General features: G+C 73.3%; 11 protein-coding genes and 1 rRNA gene. 4 read left to right on the top strand and 8 right to left on the bottom strand.

What is annotated here, in order from left to right; translation table 11 throughout:
- The first annotated feature begins 79 nt into the window (after positions 1–79).
- Entirely contained in the window at positions 80–1483 is a 1404-nt protein-coding gene (locus FXF65_RS41200; protein ID WP_222869020.1) for a cytochrome P450 family protein, read from the top strand.
- A gap of 90 nt (positions 1484–1573) precedes the next feature.
- Positions 1574–1981 carry a DUF2795 domain-containing protein gene (locus FXF65_RS41195; RefSeq protein ID WP_148355922.1) on the top strand — a complete coding sequence of 136 codons (408 nt, stop codon included), beginning with the start codon at positions 1574–1576 and terminating at the stop codon, positions 1979–1981.
- Here the strand turns inward: FXF65_RS41195 and FXF65_RS41190 are convergent.
- From FXF65_RS41190 to FXF65_RS41160, 7 genes are all read right to left on the bottom strand, one after another.
- The gene (locus FXF65_RS41190; RefSeq protein WP_148355921.1) at positions 1975–3981 is read right to left on the bottom strand and encodes an aconitate hydratase; all 2007 of its coding nucleotides are present in this window, start codon (positions 3979–3981) and stop codon (positions 1975–1977) included. The two genes, FXF65_RS41195 and FXF65_RS41190, sit on opposite strands and share 7 nt — an antisense overlap.
- Positions 3978–5561, bottom strand: coding sequence for an FAD-dependent monooxygenase (locus tag FXF65_RS41185; RefSeq protein ID WP_148355920.1), 1584 nt, complete (start codon positions 5559–5561; stop codon positions 3978–3980). The genes FXF65_RS41190 and FXF65_RS41185 overlap by 4 nt, the downstream gene beginning before the upstream one ends.
- A gap of 133 nt (positions 5562–5694) precedes the next feature.
- Positions 5695–7296: an acyl--CoA ligase family protein gene (locus FXF65_RS41180; protein ID WP_148355919.1), complete on the bottom strand. Its 1602-nt coding sequence runs from the start codon at positions 7294–7296 to the stop codon at positions 5695–5697.
- Between the two features lie 119 nt (positions 7297–7415).
- Positions 7416–8270 carry a hypothetical protein gene (locus tag FXF65_RS41175; RefSeq protein ID WP_148355918.1) on the bottom strand — a complete coding sequence of 285 codons (855 nt, stop codon included), beginning with the start codon at positions 8268–8270 and terminating at the stop codon, positions 7416–7418.
- 101 nt (positions 8271–8371) lie between these two features.
- Positions 8372–9679, bottom strand: coding sequence for a UDP-N-acetylglucosamine 1-carboxyvinyltransferase (gene murA, locus FXF65_RS41170; RefSeq protein WP_148355917.1), 1308 nt, complete (start codon positions 9677–9679; stop codon positions 8372–8374).
- Positions 9680–9730: 51 nt separating this feature from the next.
- The gene (locus FXF65_RS41165; protein ID WP_148355916.1) at positions 9731–10705 is read right to left on the bottom strand and encodes a hypothetical protein; all 975 of its coding nucleotides are present in this window, start codon (positions 10703–10705) and stop codon (positions 9731–9733) included.
- 281 nt (positions 10706–10986) lie between these two features.
- Entirely contained in the window at positions 10987–11577 is a 591-nt protein-coding gene (locus tag FXF65_RS41160; RefSeq protein ID WP_148355915.1) for a TetR/AcrR family transcriptional regulator, read from the bottom strand.
- A 65-nt stretch (positions 11578–11642) separates the two neighbouring features.
- On the opposite strand from FXF65_RS41160, the gene FXF65_RS41155 reads away from it, so the two are divergent.
- Positions 11643–12869 carry an MFS transporter gene (locus FXF65_RS41155; RefSeq protein ID WP_148355914.1) on the top strand — a complete coding sequence of 409 codons (1227 nt, stop codon included), beginning with the start codon at positions 11643–11645 and terminating at the stop codon, positions 12867–12869.
- A gap of 229 nt (positions 12870–13098) precedes the next feature.
- Positions 13099–13593 carry a tetratricopeptide repeat protein gene (locus FXF65_RS41150; protein WP_148355913.1) on the top strand — a complete coding sequence of 165 codons (495 nt, stop codon included), beginning with the start codon at positions 13099–13101 and terminating at the stop codon, positions 13591–13593.
- A gap of 58 nt (positions 13594–13651) precedes the next feature.
- Here the strand turns inward: FXF65_RS41150 and rrf are convergent.
- Positions 13652–13754: ribosomal RNA gene (gene rrf / locus FXF65_RS41145) — 5S ribosomal RNA — on the bottom strand; the annotation flags it as partial.

The raw sequence follows: 13754 nt of genomic DNA, 5'->3' as shown, positions 1-13754 counted from the left end.
GCCCCCGTACGCGCCCGACTTGCAGAGATTCCCGCAGAAACGGTCCGAATGTGAACGTTCTTCTCTAAAGTCTATGCTCGTGGAACCCCCGAACATGCGTGCGGAGTCCCAGGCAGGGACCGCATCCGCCCATCCTCCGCTGGAGTCGCTCGCCGTCCGACCGCTGCTGAACCGCGACTACGAGTCCCGTCCGGCGCTCTTCTACGAACGGCTGCGCCTGGAGTACGGGCCGGTCGCGCCCGTCGACGTCCTGGGCGTGCCGGTCTGGCTCGTCATCGGCTACGCGCAGACGCTCGACATCCTGCGCGACACCCGCGGCGTCTGGAGCCGCCGGCTGGACTCCTGGCGCGCCTACCGGGAGGGCTCGGTGCCGCCCGACTGGCCGATGCTGCCGCTGGTGGAGACCGGCCACTCGACGTTCATGGACGGCGCCGACTCCACCCGCCTGCGCAGCGCGTGGAGCGCCGGGCTGCGTCCCTTCCAGGACCGGACCCGCCCCGAGGCCAAGGACATGGAGCGGGACGTCCGGCGGCACGCCGACGAGCTGATCACCGTCCTCGCCGAGAACGGCCGGACCGGCTGGGCCGACCTGTCCGCCCAGTACGCGCGCCCGCTGCCGCTGCTCGTCATGGGGCGGCTGCTCGGCGAGACGCCCGGCTACGACGAGCTGATCATGGACCTGTGGCGGGCGATCGACGCGGGCCCGGACTCCGGCGAGGCGTGGGGGCGGGTGCACGCGAAGATGGCCGCCGTGTGCGCGGCCCGGAAGGTCTCCCCAGGCCGCGACCTGCCGTCGTTCATGCTGGCCGCCGTCCCCGACCTGACCGTCGAGGAGCTGACCCGCGAGATGGCGCTGATGGCGGGCGTCGTCGGCGACGTCACCGGCACGCTGATCTGCAACACCATCACCGAGGTGCTGATCGGCGAGACCGGCGCCCGGGACAGCCTGTCGGGCGGCATGATCCAGGAGGCGATCAACCGCGCCGCCGCGGCGCACCCGCCGTTCGCGAACCTGCTGCCCCGGTGGCCCAAGGTCGACGTGCGCGTCGGCCGGTTCCAGATCGCGGCCGGGGACGCGGTGATGGTGTCGCCCGCGGCCGCGCACCTCGACCCGGCCTTCTCCGGCGGCGCCGGGCCCGACTCGATCTACAGCTCCCGCGCGCACCTCGCGTGGAGCGCGGGCGGGCACGCCTGCCTCGGCCGCGACCTCGCGACGTCCATCACCACGATCGCGGTGGAGCGGCTGTTCGAGCGGTTCGCCGGGCTGCGGCTCGCGCTGCCGCCCGACCAGCTGCCGTGGCGGTCGTCGCCGATCATGCGGGGGCTGCGGTCGCTGCCGGTCACCTACGAGCTGGGCGCCGACCAGCCCGCGCCGCCCGCCGCGGAGGCGGAGCGGAACGAGCCCGCCGCCGACGGCGACGGGGCGCGGCAGGAGTCGCTCGTCCGGCGCGTCCTGCGGTTGATCCGCCTGTCCCAGTCCTGACGGCGCGCGCCCGGGCGGATGTTTGGCGGCGTCCGCCCGGGAATGGCCTGTCCCCTACGCGCCTCCCCTACGCGCCACGGAGGACGGACGATGCGAGAGCAGAGCGACAAGCACGGCCCGAGGCTGGACGACGAGATCGGCCGCGAGACGCAGGGCATGGTCAGCGGCGGCCACCCGACGCACGCCGAGGAGTTCAAGGAGACCGAGCCGTACTCCGACGACTACCCCGCCGACCCGGAGACGGCCTCCGCGTCCGACCGCGAGGGCTCCCCGCCCGGCATGAGCGGGCAGGACGTGGCGAGCCGCAGCGCCCTCGGCCGGATGCTCAGCGGCGTCCGGTACCCGGCGCGGCCGAACGAGCTCGTCCGGCACGCGGCCGAGGCGGGCGCCCCGGACGACGCCGTCGACGATCTGCGGGGGCTGCCGAAGCGGGAGTACGAGAACGTCGCCGACGTCGCCGAGGAACTCGGCTACGGCCGCGAGGAACGCCGCTACTGACGCCCTGACCGCTTCCTGGCGGCGCGTTCGCGCAGCAGCGGGATCTGGCCCCCGGCGACGACCAGCTCCCGCTGGCGGGGCGAGAGGCGGTGCCGCGCCCGGTACGTCTCGTCCTTGGTGACGTTGCGGACCTCGATCTCCGCCCCGGACTCCAGCGCGTCGCGGACGCCCGCCACGCGCAGCACGTCCCCCTGCTCGACCCGGTCGTAGTCGCCCTCGTCGGCGAACTCCAGCGGCAGGACGCCGAAGTTGACGAGGTTCTGCCAGTGGATCCGCGCGTACGCGCGGGCGAGGACGAGCCGCAGTCCAAGGTGGCGGGGCGCGATCGCGGCGTGCTCCCGCGACGACCCCTGCCCGTAGTTGCGTCCGCCGACGACGGCGTGCGCCCCGGCCTCCCGCGCCCGGCGCGGGTAGTCCTCGTCGAGCCTGGTGAACGCGAAGTCGGCGAGCCGCGCGATGTCGCTGCGGAAGGGCAGGGCGCGGGCGCCCGCCTGGAGGATCTCGTCGGTCGACACGTCGTCCCCGACCTTGATGACGACGGGGACCTCGAGGTCGGCGGGCAGCGGGTCCAGGTCGGGCAGGACGCCGATGCTCGGCGCCCGCTCCAGCTCGACGCGGCGCGCCTCGTCCTCCGGCGGCGGGGCCTCCAGCAGGTCGAGGCCGGGGCTCGACCGCTCCGGCAGGTCCACGGCGGGCGGGGCCGCCCCGAGGTCGCGGGGATCGGTGATCAGGCCGGTGAGCGCGGCGGCCGCGGCGGTCTCCGGCGAGCAGAGCCAGACCCGGTCGTCGGCGGTGCCGGAGCGTCCGGGGAAGTTGCGCGGGAACGTCCGCAGGCTGTTGCGGCCGATCGCGGGCGCCTGGCCCATGCCGATGCAGCCGAGGCAGCCGGCCTGGTGGATGCGGGCGCCCGCCTGGATCAGGTCGGCGGACGCGCCCATCCGGGTCAGGTCGAGCAGGATCTGCCGGGACGTCGGGTTCACGTCCAGCGACACCTCCGGGACCACCCGGCGGCCCCGGACGATCGCGGCGACGGCGGCGAAGTCGCGCAGCCCCGGGTTCGCCGACGACCCGACGACCACCTGGTGGACCTCCTCGCCCGCCGCGTCGCGGACCGGCACCACGTCGCCCGGCGAGCCGGGACGCGCGATCAGCGGCACCAGCTCCGACAGGTCGATCTCGTCCTCGACGTCGTAGGACGCGCCCGGATCGGCGGTTATCTCGGTGAAGTCGTCCGCGCGCCCCTCGCCGCGCAGGAATCCCAGCACCCGCCCGTCGGACGGGAACACCGACGTCGTCGCGCCGAGTTCGGCGCCCATGTTCGCGATGACGTGCCGGTCCATCGCGGTCAGCGACGCGAGCCCCGGCCCGTGGTACTCGATGATCCGGTTGACGCCGCCGCGCACGCCGTGCCGCCGCAGCATCTCCAGGATCACGTCCTTCGCGCTCAGCCATGGCGGCAGCTCCCCCGTCAGCCGGACGCCCCAGATGTCCGGCATGGTCAGGTGCAGCGGCTCCCCCGCCATCGCGAGCGCCGTCTCAAGGCCGCCGACGCCGATCGCGAGCATGCCGAGCGACCCGGCGGCGCAGGTGTGCGAGTCCGAGCCCGCGAGCGTCGCGCCCGGCACGCCGAACCGCTGCATGTGCGTCGGATGCGAGACGCCGTTGCCCGGCCGCGAGTACCAGAGCCCGTACCGGCGGCACGCCGACCGCAGGAAGATGTGGTCGGCCATGTTCCGCTCGTCGGCCTGCAGCAGGTTGTGGTCCACGTACTGGACGGACACGTCCGTGCGGACGCGGTCCAGGTCGAGCGCCTCCAACTCCAGCATCACCATCGTGCCGGTCGCGTCCTGGGTCAGGGTCTGGTCGACGCGCAGGCCGATCTCGGCCCCCGCCGTCATCTCGCCGCTCACCAGGTGCGCGGCGATCAGCTTCCGCGCGACGTTCTCCCCGCTGCCCCCGTCGGCCCGCGCGACGTTCCGGCCCCCCGTGCCGTCCGTCATGGCCGTGTCCTCCGCTCCTCCCGGGCCGCGGCGTCCGCGGGGACGCTCCCGAGGCGCTCCGGCCCCCGCACGGGCCGCTCGGTGGGACGCCCGCACCAGTGGCTCAGCGCGTCCCTGATCGCCGCGGCCCGCCGGTCGGGCGCGGTCTCGTCGGTCGCCCACGCGATGTGGCCGTCCGGGCGGACGAGCGCCGTCGTGCGGGTCGCGGCGCCCGCGAGCGCGCAGTGCACGCGCCCCGCCCACCGCTTGGTCGCGAGGTAGGTCACCGCCGGGTCGTTCGCCGCGACGACGAGCACGAACAGCCCGTCGCCGAGCAGCTCGTAGAGCCGTCCGGGGCTGCCCGCGAGGACGACGTCGGGCGCCCGCCGCCCGGCGAGGCGGTGCGCGCCGCGCGGCGCCGGGTAGGCGATGTCGATGCCGGAGACCGCGCCCGCCAGCCGCCGCGCCACCGGCGGGACGCGCACCGCGGCCCACACCCCGGCCGTCCGGGCGAGGCGCAGCCAGCGCGGCTCGACGAGCGCGGCGCTCAGCAGGGCGCCGCTGCCGCGCAGGACCTGCCGTCCGATCGGCCGCCGCTCCTCGTCGTAGCTGTCGAGCAGCCACGACGGCGCCCAGCCCCACAGCTCGGCGGCGAGCTTCCAGCCGAGGTTCGCGGCGTCCTGCAGCCCGGTGTTCATGCCCTGCCCGCCCGCCGGGGAGTGGACGTGCGCCGCGTCGCCCGCGAGGAACACCCGTCCCACCCGGTAGCGCGGGACCTGCCGCTCGTCGCTGTGGAACCGGGACGTCCAGCCCACGTCGTGGATGCCGTGGTCGGTGCCGAGCGCCCGGCGGACGGTGTCGCGCAGCTCGGCCACGTCGACGGGTTCGGAGTCGGGCGGCTGGTGGCGGCGGTTCCAGGCGATGACGCGGTGGCGGCCGTCCCCGAAGGAGGCGAGGAACGCGAACGCGTCCCCGACCGCGTTCCCGGACAGCGGGGCGGCGGGCGCGTCGCGGAGCCGGACGTCGGCGAGCATCACCGACCGGACGACCGCGCGCCCCGGGAACGGCAGCCCCAGCTCGCGGCGGACCGTGCTGTGCACGCCGTCCGCGCCCACGACGTAGGACGCGCGTCGCGTGGCGGTGCCGCCGTCCGCGGTCCGGACGTCGACGTCGACGCCCGCCGCGTCCTGGCGGAGCGCGACCGCCTCCGCGCCGTGCGCGATGTCCGCGCCCGCCGCGAGGGCGCGTTCGCGCAGCACCCGCTCCGTCTCGTACTGCGGTGTGACCAGCATGAACGGGAACCGTCCGGGGAGCCGCCGCAGGTCGAGGCCGGTCGTGCCGAGGACCCGCAGCACGTCGGCCCGCGCGCCGGTCGCGATCAGCGCGCGGGCGACGCCGCGCGTGTCGAGGAGTTCGAGCGTCCGGGCGTGGACGGCGAACGCCCGCGTCAGGTTCGACTCCGCCGCCTCGCGCCGCTCCAGCACCGTGCAGCGGATCCCGGCGGCGGCGAGGTCTCCGGCGAGGAGGAGCCCGCTGGGACCCGCCCCGACGATCAGCACGTCCCCGGTGGGCTTCCCGGTCGGCTTGCCGGTGGGCGGCATCGCGGTCCCCTCTCGGCCTCGGCGGCGGGTCCGGCCCCTGGCGGTGGGAACACTTCCCGAGAACCGCCGGTCCTCACATGCCGGAAGGCCCGCGCCGCAACGGGTTCGGCGGCCCCGCGCGCGGCGCCCCGCGTCAGCCCTGGACGCGGCGGTCGCGGCCGGCCCACTCCTTCTCGCGGAGCTGGAACTTCTGGATCTTCCCGGTGGACGTCTTCGGCAGCTCGGCCACGAACTCGACCCGGTCCGGCGCCTTGAACCGGGCGAGGCTCTCGCGGACGTGCCCGACCAGCTCCGCCGCCGTCGCCGCGTGCCCGTCGCGCAGCACGACGAACGCCTTCGGGCGCTCGCCCCACCTGTCGTCCGGGACGGCGACCACCGCCACCTCCAGCACGGCCGGATGCGAGTCGATGGCCCGCTCCACCTCCACGGTCGAGATGTTCTCGCCGCCGGAGACGATGATGTCCTTGGACCGGTCGCGCAGCTCGACGTAGCCGTCCGGGTGGCGGACGCCGAGGTCGCCGGAGTGGAACCAGCCGCCGCGGAACGCCTGCGCGGTGGCCTCCTCGTCCCGGTGGTAGCCCTTCATGACGTTGTTGCCGCGCATGACGATCTCGCCGAGCGTCTCGCCGTCGGCGGGGACGTCGCGCATGTCGTCGCCGACCACGCGCAGGCCGTCCGTCTGGACCATGCCGACGCCCTGCCGGGCGAGCAGCCGGGCGCGCTCGGCGCCGTCCAGGCCGGGCCAGCCGGGCTGCGGCTCGCACACCGAGTACGGCCCGTACGTCTCGGTCAGCCCGTACACGTGGACGATCTCCGCGCCGAGCTCCTCCATCCGCGCGATGATCTTCGGGCTGGGCGGCGCGGCCGCCGTCGTGACGGTCAGCGGCCGGGGCAGCGGATGCGCCTCGGGCGCGTTCGCGATCGTCACGAGGACGGTCGGCGCGCCGTTCAGGTGCGTGACGCCCTCGGCGTCGATCAGCCGCCACACCTCCCCGGCGTCGACGGCGCGCAGGCAGATCTGCGTCCCGCCGACGGCGGCGAGCGCCCACGGCGTGCACCAGCCGTTGCAGTGGAACATGGGGAGCGTCCACAGGTAGACGCTGCCGGGCGTGTGCCGGGAGTGGAGCACCTCGCCGAGGGCGTTCAGGTACGCGCCGCGGTGGGTGTAGACGACGCCCTTCGGGCGTCCCGTCGTACCGGACGTGTAATTGATGGAGATGGCGGCGTTCTCGTCTTGGACGCCCCAGTACGGCGGGTCGTCCGAGCCGCGCGCCAGCAGGTCCGCGTAGCCGATGCCGCCGACCGCCGGGTCGGGCTCGGCCCCGGCCGCCGGGATCGTGACGACCTCCGGCAGGCTCCCCGCGAGCGGCGCGACGGACGGGTGCAGCCCCGCGTCCACGACCAGCGCCTTCGCGCCCGAGTGGGCGACGATGTAGCGGATCTCGTCCGGGGCCAGCCGCGTGTTGATCGCGACGAGGACGGCCCCCGCCAGCGGGACGCCGAAGTGCGCCACCAGCAGCTCCGGCACGTTCGGCGCCAGGTAGGCCACCCGGTCGCCCGGCCCGATCCCGGACGCCCGCAGCGCGTTCGCGAGCCGGGTCGCCTCCGCCGCGAACTCTGCGTAGGTGGTGCGGCGGTCCCCGTGGACGAAGGCCGTCTTGCCAGGGAACACCTCCGCCGACCGTTCGAGGAACGCGAGCGGCGTGAGCGCCGTATAGCCCGGGCCGTTCTCCATCGGGAGCCTCCGTGCCGTCGGCCGGGACGCCCGCGCCTCGTGCGCCGGCGCCCTCGGCGCGGGTGTGGCATGCGTCCCAAGGATCGCACGGCACGCCGCCGCGCTCCGGGCGTCGCAGGTCAGTTGCGTGTCAGGAGCGAGACGGCCCGCACGGTCGCGTATCCGCTCCATTCCAGCTCGGCGGCGGGCGAATAGCTCGCGAAGTCGACGCGCCAGCCGCCGTCCTCGCCCTGCTGCCGGTCGAGGCGTTCGAGCTCGGCGGCGATGACGTCGTCCTTGAACAGGGACCTGGCCGGACGTCCCGGATACGGGGCGAAGTCGAGGGGGCGCATCATCTCGTCCTCGAGCCCGCCCTCGACGTGGACGAGCCCGTCCTCCGGCATGTGCGCGCCCAGCAGCTCGACGGTCTCGCTGTCCCCGGCGGCGTCGGCCAGCCAGAGCGCGAACGCCAATTCCAGGGCGTGCAGCTTCTCCTTCGTCCGGACGGTGTCGAGGCAGTAGCGCGTCGCGCGGTCGAGCCAGGGATGCGCTGCGACCGCCTCGTCGTGGACGGCGACGCGGTGCGCCGTCGCCGCGACGACAGCCGTGATCTGCAGCGAGGACGTCTCGGTGTCGGCGTTCGCCCAGAACGGCGCGCACCCGGCCGGGTCGGGAATGGGCAGCGCGAACGGAACGCCGCCGTCCGGCAGCGTCACCGACTCCAGCCAGTCGCAGAGCGCGACCGTCTCGGGGACGGTGACCGGCGCCAGTTCCGCGAACACCTCGAACGCGTGCAGCGCCGAACCGGGCTGGCTCGTCCTCGACCGGAGGTCGGGTTCGAGGCCGTTGCCGTAGCCGCCGTCGGGGTTGCGGTAGGCGTTCAGCGCGGCGCGCAGCGCGTCCCTGTCCCCCTCGCCGGTCAGCAGCTCGAACCGCCGCCGGTCGAGCATGCGGGCGTGCGTGGACATGAAGTCGATGGCTTTAGTGAGGTTCATTCCTCCAGCGTGGCCGCCGGAGCTTCGGCGGTCTTGTAGCTTTCGGCCATGGCCAGGTGAAATGCGGCCGCAGTTAGGCAGCTGCGCTCAGGCGGCGGCGCTCAGGCGGCGGACGCCCGCAGGGGCAGCCCGAGCGCGCGGAACTGCTCCACCGGACGGTGGTAGCCGCGCTCGATGTGGTGCACGCCGCGCAGCGTCGACGGCCCCTCCGCCACGGCCGCCGCCAGCACCGCCGAGAACCCGGCCCGGATGTCGGGCATCGTCACGTCGCCGCCGCGCAGCTTCGTCACGCCCCGGACGACCGCCGAGTGCAGCGCCGCCGTGTCGTGGTACCGGCACGCCGGACCGCCCAGGCACGTGTCGTAGACCTCGATCTCCGCGCCCATGCTCTGCAGCGCCGGGACGTAGGCGAGCCGGTTCTCGTACACGGTCTCGTGCAGCACCGACATGCCGTCGGCCTGCGTGAACAGCACCATCAGCGGCGTCTGCCAGTCCGTCGCGAACCCGGGGTGCGTGTCGGTCTGGACGGCGGCGGGACGCAGCCCGTCCGGCGCCGACGCCATGATCCAGTCATCGGTGATCTCGAACTCGGCGCCCATCCTGGCCAGCGTCGTGATCGCCGTGACGAGCCGGTCCTGCGGGCAGCCGTGCACCCGCACCTCGCCGCCCGTCACCAGGCCCGCGACCAGGTAGGAGAACGCCTCGATGCGGTCGCCGTCCAGCCGGGTCTGCGCGCCGCTCAGCCGCTCGACGCCCTCCACGACGATCCGCCGGTCCGGGGCGAAGGAGATCCGCGCGCCCATCCGCTGCAGGAACAGCGCCAGCTCGATGATCTCCGGCTCGGTGGCCGCGTTCCGGATGACGGTCTTGCCCGCCGCCCGGACGGCCGCGAGCAGCACCGTCTCCGTCGCGCCGACGCTCGGGTAGGGCAGCTCGATCTTCGTCCCGACCAGCCGGGACGCGCGGGCGTGGATGCCGTCCGCGGCGATCGTCACCTCGGCGCCGAACGCGCGGAGCGCGTCCACGTGGAAGTCGACCGGGCGCCGCCCGATCGGGTCGCCGCCGACCAGCGGGACGAACGCCTCCCCCGCCCGGTGCAGCAGCGGCCCGAGCATCAGGATCGGGATGCGGTTCAGGCCGGTGAACGCCTTGTCGATGCTCGGGTCGGACACCGTCTCCGGGACGACGACGACCTCCCCGTCGGACCGCTCGACCCCCATCCCGACGTGCTCCAGCATGCCCGCCGTGATGCCGACCTCGCCGACGTCCGGCGCGTTCCCGATCGTGCTCGGCCCCTCGCCGAGCATGGCCGCGACCATGTGCTTGCTGACCGCGTTCTTGGCGCCGCGGACGGTCACGTCCCCGCGCAGCGGCCCGGACGGCTCGATCTGCCACAACTTCTCAGCCACCCGAGCAGCCTACGGCGTCCCGCCCGAACTCACCGCGAACGAGCCGAACACTCATCGCGAACGGGACGAACTTCGCGCCTCCTGGATCGCCGGAGGGGTGTCGTCGTCGACGATCTCCTTCGCGGCGACCTTCTCGATGAATTCGGTGGCGGGGACCTGGTAGGGGGCGAGGGCGTCCAGGATGTCGCGGGTGTTCTGGATCCGGTCCTCGTTGATCGTGAAATGACCGGCGTCCGCGACCGCGTCCTCCTGGTCGTTTCCGGGAATGACGACGCCGACGATCCCGCCCTTGTCGGTGACGAGGGCGCGGTCGCTCGTCAGGCATTTCTGGTGCAGCGGCGGCACTGTTTCCGCGATGACCACGTGCAGGACGATTCCCGCGTCGAGCTGCTCGCGGAGAACGTCCACCATGGCCGCGTCGACCTCGGTTTCCGACAGCACCAGAATTCGGTTGAGCGCGAGGTCGTTCCGCGCGATCGCGGCGCGCTCGGTGGCGAGGTAGGTGGTGTCGCGGCCGGTCCACCAATAGTCGTTTCCGGTGGCGCTGAGCGCCGTCATCTCGATCAGCGCCGGCAGGATTCCGGGACGGAACTCCTGCCGCCGTCCGAGCGGCGACTGGCCGTTGGCGAGGTCGCGCATCTCCTCGGTGAACGCGCGCTGCCGCGCCTCGCGGAGCTTCAGCAGGATCGCGCTGTTGCGCCGGTCGATGAGCGTCCACTGCTCGGCGATCTCACGAATGAATGCGTGGCAGGCGGGCGGCGCGTCGGCCAGCGATTTCGTGATGGCGAGCGCGGCGGATATCTCTTCGAGGCTTTTCCGGTCCTGGTGGATGCTCTCCTCGCGCCGGAAGAAGGCGTCGATGACCAGGGTGAGATTGACGCTGGCGAGGGTGACGATGAGGGCGAGACGCCCATTGGTGCCGCCCGCTCCCGCGAGCAGCGTCACGGACCCGAGGACGATCGACAAAAGACCGCCGAACACGAGTCGACCGCGCTGCCACGGGACCGCCGTTTTCCGCTCCGCCATCGCTTCGACTCCTCGCGGTTCAGGCGTGCCCGTCCGGCGCCGTGGCGGCGGTCATCGACGCGCCGTTCCGCCGCGTCCCGCACCCCCGCGCCCGCGACAGTTTTTCAGCACCGCGTCCCGGCGTCTGTGCGCTTCGCCACATTGGGCCCTATACGGCCATTCCGCGAATCGGACGCCCCTCGCTTCTCCAGCGTCCGCCCTACGAACAGGGACAGACTCCGCACATCCCAACCCACGCGATCACGGGGGTGCTGTTACGCCCTTCGTCCGAGGCGGAGAGGTCAGGACGCTGGGGCGTGTTCCGTCCACGAGTCGGCGAGCGCGCACAGTTCGTCCAGCGCCGCCTCGACGCGCTCCCGGTCACCGGTGATGAGGAAATCGGTCTGCAATCCGGCGTACGCGCCGTTGAGGTAGGTGGCGTGGACGCGGGCCCGCTCGGAGTCGAGTCCCCTTGCGACCAGGACACCGGCGACGAACTCGGCCCGGTCGGTCAGGAACGCCGGGACCCGGTCGCCGAGCCGTCCGGCCGCCGCGAGCCCTTCGATCTCGCGGACGAGCCTGGTGTGCGCGATGTTCTCGGGCGCGAGATGGCGGTGCCACGAGTCGCGGACGATCGCGCCGATCCCCCGCGACGTGTCGTCCCAGCCCTCGGTCGCGCGCAACTGCTCGTGCTGGACCTCGTCCAGGCGTTTCAGCAGCGCGGCGAGGAGGTCGTCCTTGTCTGCGAAGTGGTGGGTCAGGACGCGCGTGCTCTGCCCCAGCGCCTGCGCGATGGGCCGCATCGACAGGCCGGACATCCCCTGCTCGGCGAGATGGTCGAGAACCGCGTCGAGGATCTCGGTGCGGCGGTTCGGGTCGCGCGGCCTGGCCACGGCTGGCGTCTCCTTCGGGTCCGGGACGACCATCCTATAGGGAAACGAGTGTTACCTTAATGGCCATGCGCCTCCTCACCCGATCTCCCACGGGCGGGCTCCGCCTCGCCGCGCTCGCGCTGACCGCCTTCACCCTCCAGACGGACGACTTCGTGATCGTCGGCGTGCTGCCGTCCATCGCGCGCGGCCTCTCGGTCGGCGAGGCGGCCGCCGGGCAGCTCGTCACCGTCTTCTCCGTGATCTGCGCCGTCGTCGCCCCGGTCGCTGCGGTCGCCACCGCGTCCTGGCCGCGCCGCCGCCTGCTCCTCGCCGGGATGGCGCTGTTCTGCGCGGCCAATCTCGCGGTGCCGCTCGCCTCGTCCTACGGCGCGCTGATGGGCCTGCGCGTGCTGGCGGCGCTGGCCGCGGCGGTCGTCCTTCCGGCGGTGTTCGCGACGACGGCCGCCCTCGCCCCGCCTGGACGGCAGGGCCGCGACCTCGCCACCGTAATGGCCGGACTGACCGGCGCGGTCGTCGCCGGAGTTCCGTCCGGGACGTGGATCGGCGCCGCGTTCGGCTGGCGCGCGCCGTTCGTCGCGGGCGGCCTGCTGGGCGTCGCCGCGCTGGTCTTCCTGCGGGTCGCGGTGCCGGACGTCCCGTCCCCGCCCGCAGCCGGGGTGGCGGAGCGGCTGCGTCCCCTCGCGCGTCCCGGCCTGCTGTTCGTGCTGCTCGCCGCCGTCGTCGCGGTGCTCGGAAACCTGCTGTTCCAGACGTACCTGGGCCCATTCCTCGCGGACGCGGCGGGCGTCGGCGCGACCGGGCTCGGCGGCCTCCTCCTGCTCGCTGGTGCCGCGGGCATCGCGGGAGCGCGGTTCAGCGGCACGCTCGTCGACCGCATCGGGCCCGCCCGGACATTCGCGCTCGCGATCTCCGCCTTCACCATCGCCATGGCGGGCCTCGCCCTGTTCTGGACGGTGCGTCCCGCGCACGTGGCGCTCGTCGTCATGCCGCTCGTGCTGTGGTCGGCCGCCGCGTGGGCGGTGCCGCCACCCGTGCAGGCACGCGCCCTCGCCTTCGCCGGGGACGAGGCGGCGCCGCAGGCCCTGGCGCTCGTCAGCAGCTCGGTCTATCTGGGCGCGGCGCTGGGAGCCGGTCTCGGCGGCTGGCTCCTCGACACGTTCGGCTCCGGGACGCTCCCCGTCGCGGCGGCGCTCTGCGCTTTCACTGCCCTGGCCTTCTCCGCCCTGGCCGGACGCGCTGTCCCCGATCCCGTCCATCGGCTGAGCACCGATGCTCGGAAGGCGAAGGTCTGAGCCTTCGTCGCGATGGTGGCCGCGCCGGTGCGAGGTGTGTGGGTTGGCACCGGCGCGACCATGCGCTCGATGTTTATCGAGCGGTCCAATTCTCCACCATCGCACGTTGCATGATCGTTGCACCCCCGCTTCAACGGAAAGCGCGCACGTCGGGGCCCCTGAGCGGAATCCCCTGCGCGGCACCGGCGCCAATGGACGCCGCTTCGCGCGGGGCGCCTATCCTGGTGCGATGATCAACGCGGTGCCGGACTGGGAACGTCGGATCGACGAGCTCTGGGCCACCTTCGACGAATACGAGCCCGAGGACTTCCTCGCCAAGGTCAAGGAACTGACCGGCGAACTCCCGGACGGGGACGCGACAGCCCAGTACGAACTGGCCTCGGCGCACGACTCGATCGGCAACGAGGCCGAGGCCGCCGTTCATTACCGGCAGGCGTTCGCCGCCGGACTGACCGGACCACGCCGACGCCAGGCGACCATCCAGTTCGCCAGCACCCTCCGCAATCTCGGCCAGGCCGAGGAAAGCGTCGCTCTCCTGACCGCGGAACGGGACGCCGCCTCCGACGAACTCGACGACGCGGTCACCGCGTTCCTGGCGTTGGCGCTCACCGATCTCGGACGCGACCGCGAGGCGGCTTCCCTTGCGCTCGGCGCGCTCTCCCGCCATCTGCCGCGCTATAACCGCTCACTCTCCAACTATGCGAAAGCACTGCTGGACGAGTAGCAGGTCCTAGAAATGAGGAAGGCCCCGCCGGTGACGGCGGGGCCTTCCTGCAATAAATGTCCGGCGGTGTCCTACTCTCCCACACAGTCTCCCATGCAGTACCATCGGCGCTGAAGGGCTTAACTTCCGGGTTCGGGATGGGACCGGGTGTTTCCCCTCCG

This window comes from Actinomadura syzygii (genome assembly GCF_008085905.1).
GTDB classification, from domain to species: domain Bacteria; phylum Actinomycetota; class Actinomycetes; order Streptosporangiales; family Streptosporangiaceae; genus Spirillospora; species Spirillospora syzygii.
Note: the sequence above shows the minus strand (reverse complement) of the source record. Positions and strands in the feature narration are given on the sequence as shown.